16 protein-coding genes are annotated in these 20,105 nt (G+C 67.9%); 10 read left to right on the forward strand and 6 right to left on the reverse strand.

What is annotated here, in order from left to right:
• Nucleotides 1-259: 259 nt before the first annotated feature.
• Nucleotides 260-1,831 (reverse strand): methyl-accepting chemotaxis protein, encoded by a 1,572-nt coding sequence (locus tag RR42_RS21700; RefSeq protein ID WP_043357566.1) that lies wholly within the window; start codon nucleotides 1,829-1,831, stop codon nucleotides 260-262.
• A 284-nt stretch (nucleotides 1,832-2,115) separates the two neighbouring features.
• Between RR42_RS21700 and RR42_RS21705 the strand changes: the two genes are divergently transcribed.
• The 10 genes from RR42_RS21705 (at nucleotide 2,116) to RR42_RS21750 (ending at nucleotide 13,805) form a co-directional block, all read left to right on the forward strand.
• Nucleotides 2,116-3,081: an aldo/keto reductase gene (locus RR42_RS21705; RefSeq protein ID WP_043352912.1), complete on the forward strand. Its 966-nt coding sequence runs from the start codon at nucleotides 2,116-2,118 to the stop codon at nucleotides 3,079-3,081.
• A gap of 27 nt (nucleotides 3,082-3,108) precedes the next feature.
• On the forward strand, nucleotides 3,109-3,870 hold the full coding sequence (locus RR42_RS21710) for a haloacid dehalogenase type II (RefSeq protein WP_082055038.1): 762 nt from the start codon (nucleotides 3,109-3,111) through the stop codon (nucleotides 3,868-3,870).
• A 273-nt stretch (nucleotides 3,871-4,143) separates the two neighbouring features.
• A complete protein-coding gene (locus tag RR42_RS21715) occupies nucleotides 4,144-6,180 on the forward strand; it encodes a sigma-54-dependent Fis family transcriptional regulator (protein ID WP_043352914.1) in 2,037 nt (678 codons plus the stop codon).
• A 260-nt stretch (nucleotides 6,181-6,440) separates the two neighbouring features.
• Nucleotides 6,441-7,565, forward strand: coding sequence for an ATP-NAD kinase family protein (locus tag RR42_RS21720; RefSeq protein ID WP_043352917.1), 1,125 nt, complete (start codon nucleotides 6,441-6,443; stop codon nucleotides 7,563-7,565).
• Between the two features lie 11 nt (nucleotides 7,566-7,576).
• Nucleotides 7,577-8,581 carry a thiamine pyrophosphate-dependent dehydrogenase E1 component subunit alpha gene (locus RR42_RS21725; RefSeq protein WP_043352919.1) on the forward strand — a complete coding sequence of 335 codons (1,005 nt, stop codon included), beginning with the start codon at nucleotides 7,577-7,579 and terminating at the stop codon, nucleotides 8,579-8,581.
• Nucleotides 8,582-8,648: 67 nt separating this feature from the next.
• Nucleotides 8,649-9,665, forward strand: a complete 1,017-nt coding sequence (locus RR42_RS21730) for an alpha-ketoacid dehydrogenase subunit beta (RefSeq protein WP_006157630.1) — start codon at nucleotides 8,649-8,651, stop codon at nucleotides 9,663-9,665.
• Nucleotides 9,665-10,777 (forward strand): acetoin dehydrogenase dihydrolipoyllysine-residue acetyltransferase subunit, encoded by a 1,113-nt coding sequence (locus RR42_RS21735; protein WP_043352921.1) that lies wholly within the window; start codon nucleotides 9,665-9,667, stop codon nucleotides 10,775-10,777. Before RR42_RS21730 ends, RR42_RS21735 begins: the two co-directional genes overlap by 1 nt.
• Before the next feature lie 131 nt (nucleotides 10,778-10,908).
• Entirely contained in the window at nucleotides 10,909-11,685 is a 777-nt protein-coding gene (locus tag RR42_RS21740) for an SDR family NAD(P)-dependent oxidoreductase (RefSeq protein ID WP_043352924.1), read from the forward strand.
• 65 nt (nucleotides 11,686-11,750) lie between these two features.
• Nucleotides 11,751-12,506, forward strand: coding sequence for a lipoyl protein ligase domain-containing protein (locus RR42_RS21745; RefSeq protein ID WP_043352926.1), 756 nt, complete (start codon nucleotides 11,751-11,753; stop codon nucleotides 12,504-12,506).
• A 141-nt stretch (nucleotides 12,507-12,647) separates the two neighbouring features.
• Nucleotides 12,648-13,805 (forward strand): CaiB/BaiF CoA transferase family protein, encoded by a 1,158-nt coding sequence (locus RR42_RS21750; protein WP_043352928.1) that lies wholly within the window; start codon nucleotides 12,648-12,650, stop codon nucleotides 13,803-13,805.
• A 370-nt stretch (nucleotides 13,806-14,175) separates the two neighbouring features.
• Here the strand turns inward: RR42_RS21750 and RR42_RS21755 are convergent, their stop codons facing one another.
• From RR42_RS21755 to RR42_RS21775, 5 genes are all read right to left on the reverse strand, one after another.
• A complete protein-coding gene (locus RR42_RS21755; RefSeq protein WP_043352931.1) occupies nucleotides 14,176-15,012 on the reverse strand; it encodes a shikimate dehydrogenase family protein in 837 nt (278 codons plus the stop codon).
• Between the two features lie 105 nt (nucleotides 15,013-15,117).
• Nucleotides 15,118-16,566, reverse strand: coding sequence for an NADP-dependent succinate-semialdehyde dehydrogenase (gabD, locus tag RR42_RS21760; protein WP_043352934.1), 1,449 nt, complete (start codon nucleotides 16,564-16,566; stop codon nucleotides 15,118-15,120).
• A gap of 139 nt (nucleotides 16,567-16,705) precedes the next feature.
• A complete protein-coding gene (locus tag RR42_RS21765; RefSeq protein ID WP_043352936.1) occupies nucleotides 16,706-17,446 on the reverse strand; it encodes an SDR family NAD(P)-dependent oxidoreductase in 741 nt (246 codons plus the stop codon).
• 14 nt (nucleotides 17,447-17,460) lie between these two features.
• Complete coding sequence (gene lpdA / locus RR42_RS21770; protein WP_043352937.1) at nucleotides 17,461-18,861, reverse strand: dihydrolipoyl dehydrogenase; 1,401 nt, start codon at nucleotides 18,859-18,861, stop codon at nucleotides 17,461-17,463.
• Nucleotides 18,862-18,871: 10 nt separating this feature from the next.
• Nucleotides 18,872-20,104, reverse strand: coding sequence for a pyruvate dehydrogenase complex dihydrolipoamide acetyltransferase (locus RR42_RS21775; protein WP_043352940.1), 1,233 nt, complete (start codon nucleotides 20,102-20,104; stop codon nucleotides 18,872-18,874).
• Nucleotide 20,105 lies beyond the last annotated feature (1 nt).

Here is a 20,105-nt window from a genome sequence, read left to right on the forward strand (position 1 = left end):
TCGGGAAATGAAAAAGAGCCCGCCGGTGTGGCGCGGGCTCAGGCTGCTGACAAACCTGAAGCACCAGCCGAAGCCGCTGAACGGGCCAGATCCGCGCGCCATGACGACGGCTGTCTCTCCCTCGCCCCTCAGGGGGAGAGGGCCGGGGAGAGTGCCGGAGAGCGGGGTGGCTTAACCAGGAGCCACTTGAAGCGAAGCCCGTGGTTTGTTTCAGCACGCAGGCGCAACGAGCGCCCGCTCTCTCCCCCAGTCCCGCTCCCTAAGCCGCCAGCCGGAACGATGCCACCGAGCGCATCATCGATTGCGCCTGCTCGGCCAGCGCTTGGGCCGCGGCGGCGGCCTGTTCCACCAGTGCCGCGTTCTGCTGGGTCACGGTGTCCATCTGGTTCACCGCTTGCCCGACCTGCTCGATGCCGGTGCTCTGCTCGTTCGATGCCGCGCTGATCTCGCCCATGATGTCGGTCACGCGCTTGACCGCGCCAACGATGTCCTCCATGGTCTGGCCCGCCTTGGCGACCAGCGCCGAGCCGTTGTCCACCTGGGCCACCGAGTTGTCGATCAGGCCCTTGATCTCCTTGGCGGCGGTGGCCGAGCGCTGGGCCAGGCTGCGCACCTCGCCCGCCACCACGGCAAAGCCGCGGCCTTGCTCGCCGGCGCGCGCCGCTTCCACGGCGGCGTTCAGCGCCAGGATATTGGTCTGGAAGGCGATACCTTCGATCACGCCGATGATGTCGACGATCTGGCGCGAGGCGCCGTTGATCTCGCCCATGGTGCTCACCACCTGGTTGACTACCTGCCCGCCGCGTTGCGCGATATCGGAAGCGTTGACCGCCAGCGAGCTGGCCTGGCGCGCATTGTCCGCGTTCTGGCGCACGATGCCCGTCAGCTGTTCCATGCTTGAAGCGGTTTGCTCCAGTGCCGAGGCTTGTTCCTCGGTGCGTTGCGACAGGTCGGTATTGCCCGCGGAAATCTGCTGCGTGGCCGAGGCGATCGAATCCGCCGCGCCACGGATCTCGCCGAGCGTGCCGGACAGGCGCTGCTGCATGCGCTGCATGGCCGCCAGCAGGCTGTGCTCGTCGCCGGCGCGAATGCGCACCGGCACCGTGAAGTCGCCGTCGGCAATGCGCGTGACCACTTCGGTGGCGTAGGCCGGCTCGCCGCCCAGGCTCTTGCGCACGGTGCGCATGATGGCCAGCATGAATGCCGATACCAGCGCGCCGATCAGCAAGGTGCTGATCGCGGCGGAGATCAGGTCGTCGCGGAAGCTGCCTTCGATGTCCTTGAGGAACACGCCGGTGGCCACGTGCCAGTCCCATGCCGGCACATAGCGCACATAGGTCAGCTTGCGCGCGGGCGTTTCGGTGCCGGGGAGGCGGCCACGGTAGGTGACGAAGCCGTCATCAGGGCCGGCGCCGGCGCGCGCGCTCGCCTTGCCCGCATCGACGATGCTCTGGTAGACCAGCTTGCCGTCGGGGTCCTTGAAGTCACCCAGGATCTTGCCTTCCGTATCCGGCAGGCCGGGGTTGAGCACCACCTGCGGCTTGGAGTTGAGCAGGAACAGGTAGCCCTTGTCGCCGAAGCGCATCACACGCAGTGCATCCTTGGCCGCGACCTGGGCATCCTCGATGCTCATGGTGCCCTTGGCGGCGCGGTCCACGTAGAGCTTGATGATGCCTTCGGCGGTCGCCACCAGGGACTGCAGGCTCTCGCGGCGCTCGGCCATCATGGTGGCGCGGGTGTGCACGGCGCTCCAGGTGCTCAGCGCCAGCAGGGCCAGCCACATCGCCACCAGCGCGGCCCAGAGTTTGGCGTTCAACGAGATTCGATTCATGATCATGCTTGACCGGTATGGGCAGCCGGTTTGCGCCGGCGGCGCGGCATCGGCCTGACCCTGATGTTGACAGTGCGGCACAGGCGAGGCGAATGCGCTCGCTGCGCATCGCCTGGCCACAGCCGGTTAACGGCCCATCAGCGTCGGGACTTGAATGGGGGAAATAGAAGTGGTTAAAGAGATGCTTCTGCCCGGGCCGGCAAGCTTTCCGATCCCTGCCTACAATGTGACTTTCGCCGCGCCTGGATGACGGGCGGCTCGACGCAACCCGCGGAGCAAAACGCATGACCTCAAGCATCACCACACGCAAACTGGGCAGGTCCGGGCTGGAAGTCTCGCCCCTGGCATTTGGTGGCAACGTGTTCGGCTGGAGCGCCGACGAGGCCACCTCCTTCCGGCTGCTCGATGCCTTTGTCGGCGCCGGGCTCAACTTCATCGATACCGCCGACGTGTACTCGCGCTGGGTGCCGGGCAACCAGGGCGGCGAGTCCGAGGCCATCATCGGCAAGTGGTTCAAGCGCAGCGGCAAGCGTGCCGAGGTGGTGCTGGCCACCAAGGTGGGCAAGGACATGGGCGAGGGCCGCAAGGGTTTGTCGCGCGCCTATATTGAACGCGCCGTCGACGCGTCGTTGCAGCGCCTGCAGACTGACTACATCGATCTCTACCAGTCGCATGACGACGAAGACCGGGACACGCCGCTCGAGGAAACCCTGGACGCCTACGCCCGCCTGATCAAGGCCGGCAAGGTGCGCGCCATCGGCGCCTCCAACTACAGCGCCGCGCGCCTGGCCGAGGCGCTGGAAACCAGCCGCCGCCACAACCTGCCGCGCTACGAGAGCCTGCAGCCGCACTACAACCTCTATACCCGCAGCGAGTATGAGGCCGAGCTTGAGCCGCTGGTGCTGCGCGAAGGCCTGGGCGTGTTCAACTACTATGCACTGGCCAGCGGTTTTCTCAGCGGCAAGTACCGCTCCGAGGCCGACCTTGCCAAGAGCGGCGCGCGCGGCCAGCGCGTCAAGGCCTATCTCGATGCGCGCGGCCTGCGCATCCTGGCGGCGCTGGACGAGGTCGCGGCGCGCACCGCCACCAACCCGACGCAGGTAGCGCTGGCCTGGCAGATCGCGCGCCCCAGCATTACCGCGCCGATTGCCAGCGCCACCTCGCTGGCGCAGCTGGACGACCTGATTGCCGCCACGCGCCTGCCACTGAGCGCCGGCGATATCGCGCTGCTGGACCAGGCCAGCGCCTGAACTGGCCTGCCCCGGAGGAGATAAGGGATGCATGAGAACAGATTGAGCCACGGCAACAGCGCCGGTAGCAAGGCGGCGGACCTGAGCGCGGTCAAGGCGCTGGTGTTCGACGTCTTCGGTACCGTGGTGGACTGGCGTACCAGCGTGATCGCGGACCTGTCCGCGTTCGGGCGGAACAAGGGCATCGAGGCCGACTGGACGGCCTTTGCCGACGCCTGGCGCGCCGGCTACGTGCCCGGCATGGAGCGCGTGCGCAAGGGCGAGCGGCTGTGGGCCAATATCGACGTGCTGCACCGCGAACGGCTCGACGCACTGCTCGACCAGTTCGGCATCGAAGACCTGAGCGAAGTGGAGAAGGACTACCTCAACCGTGCCTGGCACCGCCTGCGGGGCTGGCCGGATAGCGTGCCCGGCCTCACGCGGCTAAAGCAGCGCTACATCATTTCCACCTTCTCCAACGGCAGCGTGCAGTGCCTGGTCGACACGGCCAAGTATGCCGGCCTGCCGTGGGACGCGGTGTTCAGCGCGGACATCGTGCGCCACTTCAAGCCGCAGGCGGAGATCTATCAAGGCGTGATTGCCTTCTTCGACCTGCAGCCGTCGGAGGTGATGCTGGTTGCGGCGCACAACAATGACCTGCGGCATGGCCGCTCGCATGGCATGCGGACTGCCTATGTCAACCGGCCTACGGAGTACGGGCCGAACCAGGCGAAGGATCTGGCGGCCGAGTCGGACTGGGATGTGGTGGTGGATAGCTTGACGGAACTGGCGCAGCGGCTCGGCGCTTGAGCGCGCGCGTGCGCCAACCAGCGCACACCGGCTTGGGAAAGCCTGCCATAGCGGCCTCCCGCCGTGAAGCGCTGGCTGCACTTGGCGCGCGTTGACGCTCGTCCTGCGCGCCCGGCCAGCGCGATCGGGTTTGCCCAAGCCGCTCCCTGTCGGATACATTAGGACTCCCGGCCGCCCACGCTGCAACCCTGCGGCGCAGCAGAGGCCACGCGAGAGCCGGGAGTTGGCACGCGCCAGCACGGCAGCGCGCCAGGAGACGACAAGGAGACCACGATGGACCTGCGGCAACGCGAGCACATCGACACGGTAGTCCAGCTCACCACCCGCGCCAGCGCGCCGATGGTGCGTGCGCCGGAAACCATCATCCAGAATTCGTGGCGGCGCTGCGTGCATCAGTACGGGCTGGATCCGGCGCGCATGCAAGAGGCGCGCATCCTGCCGCAGACCCGGTTGCGCGAGCACCAGCAGCGCATCGACGATTTTGCGCAGATTGCGCGCCACGGGCTGCAGACGCTCTATAGCCAGGTGGCCGGGATGGGCTACGTGGTGCTGCTGACCGACGCGCAGGGCGTGACAGTGGATTACCTGGGCGACGCCAACGCCGATGCCCGCCTGCGCCATGCCGGCCTGTACCTGGGCGCGCAATGGAGCGAATCCGGCGCCGGCACCTGCGCGGTGGGCACCGCGCTGGCCACCGGCCAGGCGCTGACCGTGCACCAGGCGGATCATTTCGACGCCACCCATATTCCGCTCACCTGCACCGCGGCGCCGCTGTTCGATTCGCACGGCAGCCTCTGCGCCATCCTCGACATTTCCGCGCTGACCTCGCCGCAGGCCAAGGACAGCCAGGGCCTGGCGCTGCAGATGGTGCGCATCTATGCCAGCCGGATCGAGAACGCCAGCTTTGTGCGCAGCCACCGCGAGGACTGGATCCTCAAGCTCAACGCCGCGCCGGAGTTTGTCGACGTCAACCCGGAATATCTGCTCGCGCTCGATGCGTCGGGCCGCATCGTTGGCCATAACCGCCGCGCGCAGCAGATGCTGGAGGCCGAGCTGGGCGTGGCCCCGGGTGGCGCGCCGCTGCTTGGCATGCCATTCGAGTCGCTGTTCGAGGCGCGGCTCGATGAGCTGGGCCGCTTCATGCATTCGCGCCCCAGCGAGCAGCGCGCGCTGGCGCTGGCGCGCACCGGCGCGCGGCTTTACCTGAGCGTGATGCCGCCGGCGCTGCGCTGGCAGCGCGCGCGTGATACTACCGAGCGGGCCACGCCGCTGCAGGCGCCGCTGGCCGCGCTGTGCGGTGGCGATGCCGCATTGCAGCAGCAATTGCTGCGGGCCGCAAAGCTGGTGGATTCGCCCATCAACCTGCTGATCAATGGCGAGACCGGCAGCGGCAAGGAGTACCTGGCCAAGGCCCTGCACCGGGCCAGCGCGCGCCGCGACGGCCCTTTCGTGGCGGTGAACTGCGCGGCGATTCCCGAATCCCTGATCGAGAGCGAACTGTTCGGCCACCTGGCCAACAGCTTTTCGGGCGCGGGCTCGCGTCCCAAGCGCGGGCTGATCCAGGAGGCAGACGGTGGCACGCTGTTTCTCGACGAGATCGGCGACATGCCGCGCGAGCTGCAATCGCGCCTGCTGCGTGTGCTGGCCGAAGGCGAGGTGCTTGCCATCGGTGCGGCGCGCCCGGTGCCGGTCAACCTGCGCGTGATCTCCGCCACGCACCATCCGCTGGACCAGCTGGTGAGCAGCGGGCGCTTTCGCGAGGACTTGTACTACCGGCTAAACGGCGCGCGGCTGATGCTGCCGCCGCTGCGTGAGCGCACGGACCTGGACTGGCTGATCGGCAAGATGCTGGATGCGGGCGGCAAGCCAGCTACCGCGAGCCTGTCGCCCGCGGTGCGCGCGCGGCTGCACGCGCACCGCTGGCCCGGCAACCTGCGGGAGCTGCGCAATGCGCTGGAGTACGCGCGGGCGGTCTGCGACGACGGCCATATCGAGGTGGAGGATCTCCCGGAGGGGATTGGCGAGGGGATGCCGCAGCAGGGCCTGCTTCCGGTTTCCGCCAGCGTCCCGCCGGGCAGCGCGGCCACCGAAGCGGCCACCGAAGCCGCCAGCGCGCCGGCCTTGCCGGCCCCCTGCCTGGACCCGCATCAGTTGCCGCCTGAAGGCATGCTGCTGATGCAATACCTGCGCGCGGCCGGCTGGAACCTGAGCGCGGTGGCGCGCCAGATCGGCGTGAGCAGGATGACGCTGTACCGCCGCATGGCGCGCTACGGCATCGCATCGCCCAACCAGCGCGACGCGGCGCATTAGCCAGCCAGCGAGCATGGCGGCGCGGCTCGCCCGCGCCGCCTTCCCTGCCCGGCGCAAGATCCCCGCTACACCTGTTCACCCCCTGTACACGTGATGCTGTGACACCTGTCACGCCGCGGCGTGCGCATGGCCCGTAAAGTCCCCGCGCGCCCCGCGTTTACCTGGGGTAATCCCGGGTTTTTGCCGTCCCCGGCGCGCTGATGCGGGCTGGCACGGCCGTTGCGATATGCCTGTCATAACCAGAAAGACAGGAGACAGGCATGGGTGAGCAAGCGCTGGCCAGCCGGCCACTGGTCGGCATCATCGCCAACCCGATTTCCGCGCGCGATATCCGCCGCGTGATCGCCAACGCCAACACGCTGCAACTGGCCGACCGCGTCAATATCGTGCTGCGCCTGCTGGCCGCGCTGGCTGCCTGCGGGGTTGGCCGCGTGCTGATGATGCCGGACCGCGAGGGCATGCGCGTGCTGCTGTCGCGCCACCTGTCGCGCCGCCAGGGGCCGGACGCCGCGCTGCCGGAGGTGGAATACCTTGACATGCCGGTCACCGCGCGCGTCGACGACACCTTCCTGGCCGCACGCATGCTGCGCGAGGCGGGCGTTGCCGCCATCATCGTGCTCGGCGGCGATGGCACCCACCGCGCGGTGGTGCGCGAATGCGGCAACGTGCCGATTGCCGGCATCTCCACCGGCACCAACAACGCCTACCCCGAAATGCGCGAGCCCACCATCACCGGGCTGGCCACGGGGTTGTTTGCCAGCGGCCGCGTTCCCGCCGCGCATGCGCTGGCCGCCAACAAGCGGCTCGACATCACGATTGCGGGTGAAGGCGAGGTGCGCCACGACATCGCGCTGGTCGACGCCGTGATTTCCCACGAGCATTTCATCGGCGCGCGCGCCTTGTGGAAGACCGAGACGCTGGGCGCGGTCTACGTGTCCTTCGCCGATCCGCAGGCGATTGGCTTGTCCGCCATCGGCGGCTTGCTGGAGCCCGTGGGCAGGCATGAGCCCGGCGGCCTGGCGATCGAGCTGGCCGCGCCCGGCGAAGGCCGCTTCGCGCTGCACGCGCCGATTGCGCCCGGCCTGCTGCGCGCGGTGCCCATCGCGGGCTGGGAACGCCTGACCGACGGCGTTGCGCACCGCGTGCGCCAGCGCGCCGGCATCGTCGCGCTGGACGGCGAGCGCGAGCTGGTGTTCGGCCCGCAGGACGAAGTCACCGTGACGCTGCGCGAGCGCGCCTTCCTGAGCATCGACGTGGCGGCCTGCATGCGCTACGCCGCCGCCGCCGGATTGATGCGCAGCGGGCGCGCGCCGCCGCCCCGGCAACCACAGCATTCCCCACCCCAGCCACTCACCGAGCTTTCTACCGCCACCACAAAACCATGAAGGAGACAGACATGACAGCCAACGCATCCGGTACCGCCGGGAACACGCTGCCCCTCGACAAGCAGGAACTGCTCGCCGTTTATCGCAGGATGCGCACCATCCGCGATTTCGAAGAGCGCCTGCACGTGGACTTCGGGCGCGGCGACATCCCGGGCTTCGTCCACCTCTACGCCGGCGAGGAAGCCGCCGGGGTCGGCATCCTGCACCACCTGGGCGACGGCGACCGCATCGCCAGCACCCACCGCGGCCACGGCCACTGCATTGCCAAGGGCGTCGACCCGGTGGCGATGATGAAGGAGATCTACGGGCGCAAGGGCGGCTCCTGCAACGGCAAGGGCGGCTCCATGCATATCGCCGATCTGTCCAAGGGCATGATGGGCGCCAACGGTATCCTGGGCGCGGGCGCGCCGCTGGTGTGCGGCGCCGCGCTGGCCGCCAAGTTCCGCGGCAAGGGCGAGATCGGCATCACCTTTGCCGGTGATGGCGCGTCCAACCAGGGCACCTTCCTGGAGAGCCTGAACCTGGCCGCGGTGTGGAACCTGCCGGTGATCTTCGTGATCGAGAACAACGGCTATGCCGAATCCACCGCGCGCGACTACGGCACGGCAGTGGACAGCTACGTCGACCGCGCCGCCGGCTTCGGCATTCCCGGCGTGACGGTGGATGGCACGGATTTCTTCGCGGTGCACGAGGCGGCGGGCGAAGTCATCAAGCGGGCCCGCGAAGGCGGTGGCCCGGCCCTGCTGGAATGCAAGATGGTCCGCTTCTATGGCCACTTCGAAGGTGACGCGCAAACCTATCGCGCCTCCGGCGAGCTCGATGACATTCGCGCCAACAAGGACTGCCTGAAGAAGTTCACCGCCACCGTGACCCAGGCCGGCGTGATCGCGCTGGATGAGCTCAAGGCCATCGACGAGCAGGTTGCCGCGCTGATCGAGGACGCCGTGCAGCAGGCCAAGGCGGCGCCGTTCCCCACGCCCGCCGACCTGCTGACCGATGTGTACGTCAGCTACTAAGCACTAAGCGCGCGACCTCAGCCATTCCGAGACATAACGACAGCAAGCAAGATCAGGAGACCACACCATGTCCCGCAAATTAAGCATGAAGCTGGCGATCAACGAAGCGATCGACCAGGAAATGACCCGTGACCCGAGCGTGATCATGCTCGGCGAAGACATCGTCGGCGGCGCCGGCGCGGACGGCGAGAAAGACGCCTGGGGCGGCGTGCTCGGCGTGACCAAGGGCCTGTACGCCAAGCACGGCGACCGCCTGCTGGACACGCCGCTGTCCGAATCCGCCTATGTGGGCGCGGCCATCGGCGCCGCGGCTTGCGGCATGCGCCCGATTGCCGAGCTGATGTTCATCGACTTCATGGGCGTGTGCTTCGACCAGATCTTCAACCAGGCGGCCAAGTTCCGCTACATGTTCGGCGGCAAGGCGGAGACGCCGGTGGTGATCCGCGCCATGGTGGGCGCGGGCTTTCGCGCAGCCGCCCAGCACAGCCAGATGCTCACGCCGCTGTTTACGCATATCCCCGGCCTCAAGGTGGTGTGCCCCAGCACGCCATATGACACCAAAGGCCTGCTGATCCAGGCGATCCGCGACAACGACCCCGTCATCTTCTGCGAGCACAAGAATCTCTATGGCTTCGAAGGCGAGGTGCCGGAGAACTCATATGCGATCCCCTTCGGCGAGGCCAACATCGTGCGCGACGGCAAGGATGTTTCCATCGTCACCTATGGCCTGATGGTGCACCGTGCGCTGGAGGCGGCGGCGACACTGGCCAAGGAAGGCATCGAAGCGGAGATCGTCGACCTGCGCACGCTCTCGCCGCTGGATATCGACACCGTGCTGGAGTCGGTGGAACACACCGGCCGCCTGGTGGTGGTGGATGAAGCCAGCCCGCGCTGCAACATCGCCACCGACATCTCGGCACAGGTGGCGCAGCGCGCGTTCGGCGCGCTCAAGGCCGGCATCGAGATGGTCTGCCCGCCGCATACGCCGGTGCCGTTCTCGCCCGCGCTGGAAGACCTCTACATCCCCAGCGCGGCGCACATCGCCGATGCCGCGCGCAAGACCGTGAAAGGAGGGAAACACTGATGGCCGCGATCACCCCGATCGTCATGCCCAAATGGGGCCTGTCGATGAAAGAAGGCACGATCAACGACTGGCTGGTCGAGCAAGGCGCGCAGATCACGGTCGGCATGCCGATCCTCGACGTGGAGACCGACAAGATCGCCAACGCGGTGGAAGCGCCGGACGCCGGCACCCTGCGCCGCAAGGTGGCGGCCGTGGGCGACATCCTGCCGGTCAAGGCGCTGCTGGGTGTGCTGGCGCCGCCCGAGGTCAGCGACGCGGACATCGACGCTTTTGTCGCCGCCTATGAAACGCCGGCGGCTGATGAAGAAGAGGAGGGCGCCGCCGCCTCGGCCTATCAGTTCATCGAAGTCGACGGCATTCGCACGCGCTACGCAAAGCGCGGCGAGGGCGCGGACACCGTGCTGTTCATCCATGGCTTCGGCGGGGACCTGGACAACTGGCTGTTCAACCTCGACGCACTGGCCGATGCGCACACCGTCATCGCGCTGGACCTGCCGGCGCACGGACACGCCACGCCCAGGCTGCCCGGCACTACGCTCGCATCGCTGGCAGGGTTCGTCGCGCATTTCATGGATGCGCTCGACATCGGCCAGGCCCACCTGGTGGGCCATTCGATGGGCGGCGGCGTCGCCGCGCAGCTGGCGGTGGACGCGCCGCAACGCGTGCGCTCGGTCGCGCTGGTATCGCCAGCGGGCCTTGGCGAGGAGGTCAACAGCCAGTACACCGAAGGCTTCGTCAACGCGCAATCCCGCCGCGACCTCAAGCCGGTGGTGGAACTGCTGTTCGCCGATGCCGGGCTGGTCAGCCGCCAGATGCTGGACGACCTGCTCAAGTACAAGCGGCTGGACGGCATTACGCAAGCGCTCGGCACGCTAGGCGCCAGCCTGTTCGGTGGTGGCCGGCAAACCGAGCTGCCCGGTCACAGGCTGGGCGATACCGGCAAGCCTGTGCTGGTGATCTGGGGCGCGCAGGACCAGATCATTCCCGCGTCGCATGCGGCCAACGCGCCGGCCGGCGCGACGGTGAAGGTGTTCGACGATGCCGGCCATATGAGCCAGATGGAGAAGGCCAACGAAGTCAACGCGCTGCTCAAGCGGCATATCGGCGGCTGACGAAGCGCAGTCCCGCTGGTTTGCTCCCCTCTCCCACGAAGCGGGAGAGGGGAGCAAACCAGCGCATCGCGCGACGTATTTCGTGGCTGTATGCACAAGAAAATCAACAAGACAAGGCTAGGAGACCACCCATGAACGAACCCCTGAAGCGACAAGTCGCCGTCATCACCGGCGGTGCGCGCGGCATTGGCCGCGGCATCGCCCTGACACTCGCCAAGGCCGGCGCTGATATCCTGATCGCCGACCTGCTCGAAGACGCCATGCGCGAAACCGCGCAAGACGTGCGCGCGCTCGGCCGCCGGGTGAGCACCCTCAAGGTCGACGTGACAAAAGCCGAGATGCACCGCGCCATGGTCAGGCAGGCACTCGACCAGCTCGGCGGCCTGGATATCCTGGTCAACTGCGCAGGCGTCATCAGCATCCACCCTGTCGATGCACTCAGCGAGCGCGACTGGGACTTTGTCATGGACGTCAACGCCAAAGGCACCTTCCTCGGCTGCCAGGCCGCGCTGGAACACATGAAAGCCCAGCACAAGGGCCGCATCATCAACGTCGCCTCGATCGCCGGCAAGGAAGGCTTCCCCAACCTTGCCCACTACAGCGCCTCGAAGTTCGCGGTGGTTGGCTTCACCAACGCCCTGGCCAAGGAAGTGGCACGCGACGGCATCACCGTCAACGCGATCTGCCCCGGCATCGTGCGCACCTATATGTGGGATCGCCTCTCCGACGAATGGAAGGCAGAAGGCGAATCGGTGGAGGATTCCTGGGCCCGCCACCAGCTCACGCTGATCCCGCAGGGGCGGGCGCAGACGCCCGAAGACATGGGCCGGATGGCGCTGTTCTTCGCGACCATGGACAATGTGACCGGGCAGTCGGTCAACGTCGACGGTGGCTTCACCTTCCATTGACCGGCACCGGGCCGCGGTGCGGCCCGGCATGTGCGCGTTCCGTCCCGGCGCTTACCGGTCATGCCATGCGATTTGAATTCCTCGATCCCGATCCCACCGACCCCGATCCCTTGCACGCCGAGCAGGCGCTGCTGGAGCGGGCATCCGCCGGCCGCTGGCTGGCGCACCTGTGGCAGGCGCCGGTTTCGCTGGTGGTGCCGCGCAGCTACCTGCGGCATGCGCAACTGGAGGCCGCGCGCGCCGACTTTGCCGCGCGTGGCTGCCCGGTCTGGCTGCGCCTGTCAGGCGGCGGGCTGGTGCCGCAGGGCCCGGGCATCGTCAACCTGAGCCTGGCCTATCCGGTGCGCGGCGGCGCCGGGACCTATGCCGAGCTGGCCTATCTGCATCTGTGCGAGGTGCTGGCCGCCGCGTTGAGCCGCCTGGGCTTGCAGACGCACTGGCAAGCGGTGGATGGGTCGTTTTGCGACGGCCGCTTCAACCTGGCCTGGGGCCCGCCGGAGCAGGCCCGCAAGATTGCCGGCACGGCGCAATATTGGCGCCGCGTGGCGGGCGCGGGCGACGCCAGCCTGCACGTGGTGCTGGCGCACGCCGTGCTGCTGGTCAGCGCCGATCCGCGGGAGATCAATGGCCGCGCCAACGATTTCGAGGCCGCCATAGGCAGCGGGCGCCACTACCGTGCCGACAAGGTGGTCAGCGTGGCCCAGGCACTGGCCGACAGCGGGCAGCCGGTGCCCGGCGACCTCGGCGAGCGCATGTCCCAAGCGCTCGCCGAGGCGCTTGCCGCGACACCGCCGGCTTTCGCGGCGGCGGGCCTGGCCTAGGCCCGGGCCGTTGTTGCGCGCGTGTTCGCATGTTCGTCTATTCGCGTATTCGTCGTTATTGACGATTCCACAGCCCGGCGAGCGTGGCAAACTGACCGGCACGACGCTTCCCCTGCGGGAGCACACAACCGGAGACAGGACATGGCGGGACCGTTGGCTGGACTGAAAGTGGTGGAAATGGTTGGAATCGGCCCGGCGCCGTTCTGCGCGATGATGCTGGCCGACCAGGGCGCCGAGGTGATTCGCATCGACCGCCCTCGCCCGGCCAATCCCGGCGAGGCGCCGGCCACCGGCGCCGGCCGCGCGCGCTGCGACGTGACCGCGCGCGGCAGGCGCTCCCTGGCCATCGACCTGCGCAAGCCCGGCGCGGCCGAGGTCGTGCTGGACCTGATCGCCAAGGCCGACGTGCTGATCGAAGGCTTTCGCCCCGGCGTGATGGAACGCCTGGGCCTGGGGCCGCAGCCTTGCCTGGCGCGCAATCCGGCGCTGGTGTACGGCCGTATGACCGGCTGGGGCCAGCACGGCCCGCTGGCCCAGGCCGCCGGCCACGATATCAACTACATCGCCATCGGCGGCGCCCTGCACGCCATCGGCCGGGCGGGGGAACCACCGGTGGTGCCGCTCAACTACGTTGGCGACTTTGGCGGCGGCGGCATGCTGCTGGCGTTTGGCGTGATGTGCGCCATCAACGAAGCCCGCAACTCCGGCAAGGGGCAGGTGGTGGACGCTGCCATGACCGACGGCACGGCCTTGCTGTCCGCCATGATGTACGGCTTCAAGGCCGCCGGGCGCTGGACCAACCAGCGCGGCGACAACCTGCTGGATGGGGCGGCGCATTTCTACGACACCTATGCCTGCGCGGATGGCAAGTACGTTGCGGTGGGCGCCATCGAGCCGCAGTTCTACGCGCTGCTGCGCGAGCGCTGCGGCCTGGACGATCCGCTCTTCGACAAGCAGCTCGACAAACGCCACTGGCCCGAGCTCAAGGCCCGCATGACCACGCTGTTCCTCACCCGCACGCGCGCGCAGTGGTGCGAGCTGCTGGAAGGCAGCGACGCCTGCTTTGCCCCGATCCTGGACTGGGACGAGGCGCCGCAACATCCGCATAACCGGGCGCGCGAGACGTTTCTTGAGATCGACGGGGTGATGCAGCCGGCGCCGGCCCCGCGTTTCAGCCGCACGCCGGCGGGGGTGCCTCAGGCGCCTGCGGAGCCGGGTGCGGATAGTGAGGCGGTGTTGCGGGATTGGGGGGTGACGGGGGAGGTGATTGAGGGGTTGCGGCGGGATGGGGTGATTTGATATTGCTTGCCGTTCAAAGTCAAAGTCAACTGCAGTTTCACCGCCCCTGCGGGGCGGCGACCTACTTTCTTGTCTTGCCAAGAAAGTAGGCAAAGAAGGCGCCCCATACGGCCTGTACACCTTGACGGCTCGCTTCGCATCGCGGGTTGGTGTGGCCCGCCCCTTGGGCGCTCCGCACGGCTACACCGAATCGGCGTCTGGCGGCAGCGCTCTTGCTTTCGTCCTCGGATATCGCGCGTTTGGGCTTTCGCGCGGGGCGGTATCTGCCGGCGCGCCACCGTTTGCTATCCACCGGCTTGCTCCCCTCTCCCGCTTGCGGGAGAGGGGCGGGGGGAGAGGGCGGGCGTTCGTTATGCCGCCGTGCTCGTGCTCAGTCCGCCGGCCCCAGGATCCGTTCGACAAACTCCGGTGCCAGCGCAACGCCAAGGAAGCGCGCGATCTCCACGATCTGCCCATACAGCATCCATTGACCGTGATGCACCGCGCAGCCGCGTTCGCGCGCGGCCTTCAGCAGCGGGGTATCGCCATCGCGGATCACCGCCTCGCAGACCAGCGTGCCTGCGCCTAGTTGCTCGGCGGGGAGCGGTGTGGCGTCGGTATCGCGCAAGCCGAGCGCGGTGGCGTTGACGACCACGTCGAAGCCGGCGGGGTTGTTATCGCCGGCGCGGATCGAGACGGTCGGCAGCACGGCTTTCAGGCTCGCGGCCAGTTCTTCGGCCTTGTCGGCGGAGCGGTTGTAGATGACCAGTTCGGCCGGCTGCTCGCGCGCCATGGCGTAGGCCATCGACTTGCCGGCGCCGCCGGCGCCAAGCTGCAGCACGCGCTTGCCAGACAGGCTGTGGCCGCGTTCACGCAGGCCGGCGACGAAGCCGTCGCCATCAAAGTTGCCGCCGACCCAAAAGCCTTTCTGGCGGTCGAAGCGCATCGCATTGACGGAGCCGAGCAGGCGCGCGGCATCGGTCAGTTCGCCACAGATGGCCACCACCGCCTCCTTGTGCGGCATGGTGACGACGAGGCCTTGCAGGTTTTGCGCGGCCGGCGCGCCGGCGAGGAATGTCTGCAATTGCGCCGCATCCACATGAAAGGGCACGCACACGGCGTTCAGGCCCTGGCGGGCGACCGAGGCATTGAAGAGTTGCGGCGTGCGCACGTGCGCGATGGGGGCGGCGATGATGCCGACAAGCTGGGTATTGCCATCGATCTGCATTGCGGGATTCCGGGTGACGTGGAAGTGGGCGAGGGAGAGGCGAGAGGGAGAAAAGGAAGCGGGAGGCGGGACGGATGCGCGCCGTCCCGCGGGCATGGCGATGGCTCAGATGCCGGCCATGCAGGTGTATTTGATGACCAGATAGTCCTCGATGCCGTAGTGCGAGCCTTCGCGGCCCACGCCCGATTGCTTGACGCCGCCGAAGGGCGCCACCTCGTTCGAGATCAGGCCGGTGTTGACGCCGACCATGCCGTACTCCAGCCGCTCGGAAACGCGCCACACGCGGCCGAGATCGCGGGCGTAGAAATAGCTCGCCAGGCCGAATTCCGTGTCGTTGGCCATGGCGACGACTTCGTCCTCGGTCTCGAAGCGGAACAGCGGCGCGAGCGGGCCGAAGGTTTCTTCACGCGCGACCAGCATGCCGGGCGTCACGTCGGCCAGCACGGTAGGCTCGAAGAACGATTGCCCGAGCGCGTGACGCTTGCCGCCTTGCAGCACGCGCGCGCCCTTGGAGATCGCGTCGGTGATATGTTCCTCGACCTTGGTCACGGCCTTGCCGTCGATCAGCGGTCCGATGCGCACGCCGTCTTCCATGCCGTTGCCCACCTTCAGCGCGCGTACCGCCGCGACCAGCTTTTCGGCGAAGGCGTCATAGACCTTGCTGTGCACGTAGAGGCGGTTGGCGCAGACGCAGGTCTGTCCCGCGTTGCGGTACTTGGACACGATGGCGCCTTCGACGGCGGCATCCAGGTCGGCATCCTCGAACACGATGAAGGGCGCGTTGCCGCCCAGCTCCATCGAGACCTTCTTGATGGTGGACGCCGTCTGCGCCATCAGGGTACGGCCGACTTCCGTCGAGCCGGTAAAGGTGAGCTTGCGCACCAGCGGGTTGCTGCTGAGCTCGCCGCCGATGGCGGCGGCCGAGCCGGTGACGACCGACAGCACGCCTGCGGGAATGCCGGCGCGTTCCGCCAGCGCCACCATCGCCAGCGCGGTCAGCGGGGTTTGCGAGGCGGGCTTGACCACCATCGTGCAACCTGCCGCCAGCGCCGGGCCGGCCTTGCGCGTGATCATGGCCGCGGGAAAATTCCACGGCGTGATGGCCGCGCACACGCCCACCGGTTCCTTGGTGACGACGATGCGCTGGTTGCTGACCGGTGCGGGGATGGTCTCGCCGTAGACGCGTTTGCCTTCTTCGGCGAACCACTCGATGAACGAGGCCGCGTAGCCGATCTCGCCGCGGGCTTCGGCAAAGGGCTTGCCTTGCTCGGCGGTCATGATGCGGGCGAGGTCGTCCTGGTTCGCCAGCAGCAGTTCGAACCACTTGCGCAGCAGCGCGGAGCGTTCCTTGGCGGTACGCGCGCGCCAGGCCGGCAGGGCGCGGTTGGCGGCCTCGATGGCCTGGCGCGTTTCGTCGGCGCCCAGCAGCGGCACCTGGCCGACGCGCTCACCGGTGGCGGGATTGGTCACGTCGATATGACGCTGCGCATCGGTCCAGCGGCCATCGATATAGCACTGCTGGCGCAGCAAGGAGGGGTCTTGGAGTTGCAACATGGTCTGGTTCCGGTTCCGTAGCGATGTTGGGGGGATTCGGCGCAGCGCCGCTGACGGCAGGTTAGCAGGATCCGGCGATCTCGTTTGGCCGCCGGAGGGATGATCAAGCCGCGATTCAAGCCGCGATTCAACCTGCGATTCAACCCGCGATATACAGCCCGCCATTGACGTGCAGCACCTCGCCGGTGACAAAGCTGGCCGCATCGCTGCACAGGAAGCCGATGGCGGTGGCGATCTCGCGGGGGTGGCCGAGGCGCTTGAGCGGTGTCTGCTCGACGGAGTCGGCGCCGCGTTTCTGGATCAGCTCGGTGGTCATCGGTGTCTCGATCACGCCCGGCGATACAGCATTGACGCGGGTGCGCGGCCCGAGTTCCCGCGCCAGGCTGCGGGTGAGGCTGAGCAGGCCACCCTTGGAGGCCGAATAGTGCGCATTGTAGTAAGCGCCCCGGTGCGCCGCCACCGACGTCAGGTTGACGATGGCGCTGTTCTCGCGCAGCGCGGGAATGGCGCGGCGCACAAGATAGAACACGCCATCGAGATTGATCGACAGCGTCTGCCGCCATTGCGCGTCGCTCATCTCGGCCACTGGCTGGGCCTGGTACAAGCCTGCCGACGGCACCAGGAAATCGATGCCGCCGAAGCGCGCCTGCGCGAGCGCCACGGCGCGCTCGCAATCGTCGGGGCTGGCGGCGTCCATGCGCATCGTGGCGATGCGCTCACCGCTCGGGTCCAGCTCGCGGGCAAATCCGGCGACGCCGGCTTCGTCCAGATCCGTCAGTACCAGGTTGGCGCCTTGCGCCAGGAACAGTTTGGCCGTCTCACGGCCGATGCCGCCGTTGGCCCCGGTCAGCAGCAGCGTGCGTTGATCGAAGTTGTACATGTTGTCTCCCGTGTTCAGATATGCAGTGCGCGCCCGTAGGCCGCGAGCACGGCTTCGTGCATGGCCTCGGACATGGTCGGGTGCGGCAGGACAGCGGCCATCAGGTCGGCCTCGGTGGTCTCCAGCGTCTGCGCGATGGCGTAGCCCTGGATCATCTCGGTGACCTCGTCGCCCACCATATGGGCGCCGAGCAGTTCGCCGCTGCCTGCGTCGAACACCACCTTCACCAGGCCGGCAGTGCTGCCCATGGCAATGGCCTTGCCGTTGCCGGCGAAAGGGAACTTGCCGACCTTGACGGGATGGCCGCGCTCCCTGGCCTGTGCCTCGGTGAGTCCCACGCTCGCCACTTGTGGATGGCTGTAGGTGCAGGCCGGAATTCGTGTGGCATCGAGCGCATGCGGATGCAGCCCGGCAATCCGCTCCACGCAGATCACGCCTTCGTGGCTGGCCTTGTGCGCCAGCCACGGCGGGCCCGCCACGTCGCCGATGGCATACACGCCGGGCTCATCGGTGCGGCCGAAGCCGTCGGTGACGATATGCGTCTTCTCGACCTTGACGGCGGTCCGCTCCAGGCCGAGGTCTTCCACGTTGCCGACAATGCCTGCGGCCACCAGCACGACGTCGACGTCGACTCTCGCGCCGCCGGACTTGCCGCCTTGCAGCTCGATGGACCAGCCCTGCCCCTTGCGCTCAGCGCTCTGGATGCCGGTGCCCGTATGCAGCACGATGCCTTCCCGGGTCAGGCTGCTTGCCACCTGCGCGCAGATGTCGGCATCTTCCACCGGCAGGATGCGCTGCGCCATCTCCACCACCGTCACCTCGGCACCCACCGCGCGATAGAAGCTGGCGAACTCGATGCCGATGGCACCGGCGCCAACGATCAGCATGCGCTTTGGCACCACGGGCGGCGCCAGCGCGTCGCGATAGGTCCAGACCGTCTTGCCGTCCGCCGGCAGCGCGGGCAGCTGGCGGGCGCGTGCGCCGGTGGCGAGCAGGATGTGGGCGGACGACACGATGCGCGTCTTGCCATCCGTCGCGGTGACTTCTAGCTTGCCCTTGCCCGCCAGCCGTCCGTGGCCGTTGAGCACGGTCACGCCGTTCTTCTTCATCAGGTGGGCCACGCCCTTGTTGAGCTGCGCGGCCACCGCGCGGGAGCGGGCCACCATGGCCGGCAGGTCGGCGGTGGGCGGCGCGGCATGCACACCGTAGGCCGCTGCGTCCTTGACCAGCCGCAGCACATCGGCGCTGCGCAACAGCGCTTTGGTGGGAATGCAGCCCCAGTTCAGGCAGATCCCGCCCAGGTGCGCTTTCTCGACCAGCGCGGTTTTCATGCCTAGCTGCGTGGCGCGGATGGCGGCCACGTAGCCGCCCGGGCCGCCGCCCACGACGATCAGGTCAAATGAGGAGTTCGCCACGTCATGGTCCTTAGATCAGCATCGACAAGGGGTTTTCAAGCAGGCGCTTGAACGCGGCCAGCCATTGGGCGGCCAGCGCGCCGTCGATGGCGCGGTGGTCCACCGAGAGCGTGCAGCGCATGACCTGCCCGGCCTTCAGCGCGCCGCCTTCCACCACCGGCACTGCTTGCGTGGCGCCCACGGCAAGGATGGCGGCCTGCGGCGGATTGATGATGGCGGAGAACTCGGACACGCCGAACATGCCCAGGTTGCTCACGCTGAAGCTGCCCCCCTGGTACTCCTCGGGGCGCAGCTGCGAAGCGCGCGCACGCGTGGCCAGGTCGGCGATTTCGGCGCTGATGACGGACAGCGGCTTCGTATCGGCAGCGCGCACGATGGGGGTGATCAAGCCGGCGTCCGTGGCTACCGCTACCGCGATATCGGCCTGCGGATACTGGCGCATCGCCGTATCGGTCCAGCCCACGTTGGCCGCCGGCACCTCACGCAAGGCGACCGCGACGGCGCGCACGATGAAGTCGTTGACCGAGATCTTGCGCGGCGCATTCGCGTTTATCTGCGCGCGCAGCGCCAGCAAGGGCTCCATGCGGCAATCCGCCGTGAGGTAGAAATGCGGGATGGTGGCCTTGCTCTCGCTCAGCCGGCGCGCGATGGTGCGGCGCATATTACTGTGCGGGATTTCGGTGAATGCATCGCTGGCCTTGGCTTGCGGCGCGGCGGGGCGCGCAACGGCAGGTGCGCTGGCAGCGGCCGCAGCGGTGGCGGCCTGCTCGATATCGCGCTTGACGATGCGGCCATTGGGCCCGCTGCCGCGCAATGCCGCCAGGTCCAGTCCGCGCTGCGCCGCCAGGCGGCGGGCCAGCGGGCTGGCGAAGATGCGTGTGGCTTGCGCCGAGGCGGCTTTGGCAGCCACCATGGCCTGGCCAGCGGATTCCGCCTTGGCCGGCGGCACTTGCGCGCCGCCACCCGCCGCCGCGATCAGCGCATCGATATCCGCGCTGGTTTCGCCATTGACCAGCAGCACGCCGATGGGCGCGCCCACTTCCACGTCCTGGCCGGCCGCCACCAGGCGGCGGGCGAGCACGCCGGCCGAATCGGCATTGAGCTCGACCACGGCCTTGTCGGTTTCGATTTCGGCGATGCACTCGCCCACGGCAATCGTATCGCCTTCGTTCTTGGTCCACGCTTGCAGCGTGGCCTGGGTGGCATTGGCCGCCACCTCGGGCATGCGTAGCAGGGTGGCCATG

The sequence above is a fragment of the Cupriavidus basilensis genome (genome assembly GCF_000832305.1).
Taxonomy (GTDB): Bacteria; Pseudomonadota; Gammaproteobacteria; order Burkholderiales; family Burkholderiaceae; genus Cupriavidus; species Cupriavidus basilensis_F.

Bases quoted from the DNA above. Each gene is read 5' to 3' on its own strand.
- RR42_RS21700 (WP_043357566.1), bottom strand. From the start codon at position 1,831: ATGAATCGAATCTCGTTGAACGCCAAACTCTGGGCCGCGCTGGTGGCG.
- RR42_RS21705 (WP_043352912.1), top strand. From the start codon at position 2,116: ATGACCTCAAGCATCACCACACGCAAACTGGGCAGGTCCGGGCTGGAA.
- RR42_RS21710 (WP_082055038.1), top strand. From the start codon at position 3,109: ATGCATGAGAACAGATTGAGCCACGGCAACAGCGCCGGTAGCAAGGCG.
- RR42_RS21715 (WP_043352914.1), top strand. From the start codon at position 4,144: ATGGACCTGCGGCAACGCGAGCACATCGACACGGTAGTCCAGCTCACC.
- RR42_RS21720 (WP_043352917.1), top strand. From the start codon at position 6,441: ATGGGTGAGCAAGCGCTGGCCAGCCGGCCACTGGTCGGCATCATCGCC.
- RR42_RS21725 (WP_043352919.1), top strand. From the start codon at position 7,577: ATGACAGCCAACGCATCCGGTACCGCCGGGAACACGCTGCCCCTCGAC.
- RR42_RS21730 (WP_006157630.1), top strand. From the start codon at position 8,649: ATGTCCCGCAAATTAAGCATGAAGCTGGCGATCAACGAAGCGATCGAC.
- RR42_RS21735 (WP_043352921.1), top strand. From the start codon at position 9,665: ATGGCCGCGATCACCCCGATCGTCATGCCCAAATGGGGCCTGTCGATG.
- RR42_RS21740 (WP_043352924.1), top strand. From the start codon at position 10,909: ATGAACGAACCCCTGAAGCGACAAGTCGCCGTCATCACCGGCGGTGCG.
- RR42_RS21745 (WP_043352926.1), top strand. From the start codon at position 11,751: ATGCGATTTGAATTCCTCGATCCCGATCCCACCGACCCCGATCCCTTG.
- RR42_RS21750 (WP_043352928.1), top strand. From the start codon at position 12,648: ATGGCGGGACCGTTGGCTGGACTGAAAGTGGTGGAAATGGTTGGAATC.
- RR42_RS21755 (WP_043352931.1), bottom strand. From the start codon at position 15,012: ATGCAGATCGATGGCAATACCCAGCTTGTCGGCATCATCGCCGCCCCC.
- gabD (WP_043352934.1), bottom strand. From the start codon at position 16,566: ATGTTGCAACTCCAAGACCCCTCCTTGCTGCGCCAGCAGTGCTATATC.
- RR42_RS21765 (WP_043352936.1), bottom strand. From the start codon at position 17,446: ATGTACAACTTCGATCAACGCACGCTGCTGCTGACCGGGGCCAACGGC.
- RR42_RS21775 (WP_043352940.1), bottom strand. From the start codon at position 20,104: ATGGCCACCCTGCTACGCATGCCCGAGGTGGCGGCCAATGCCACCCAG.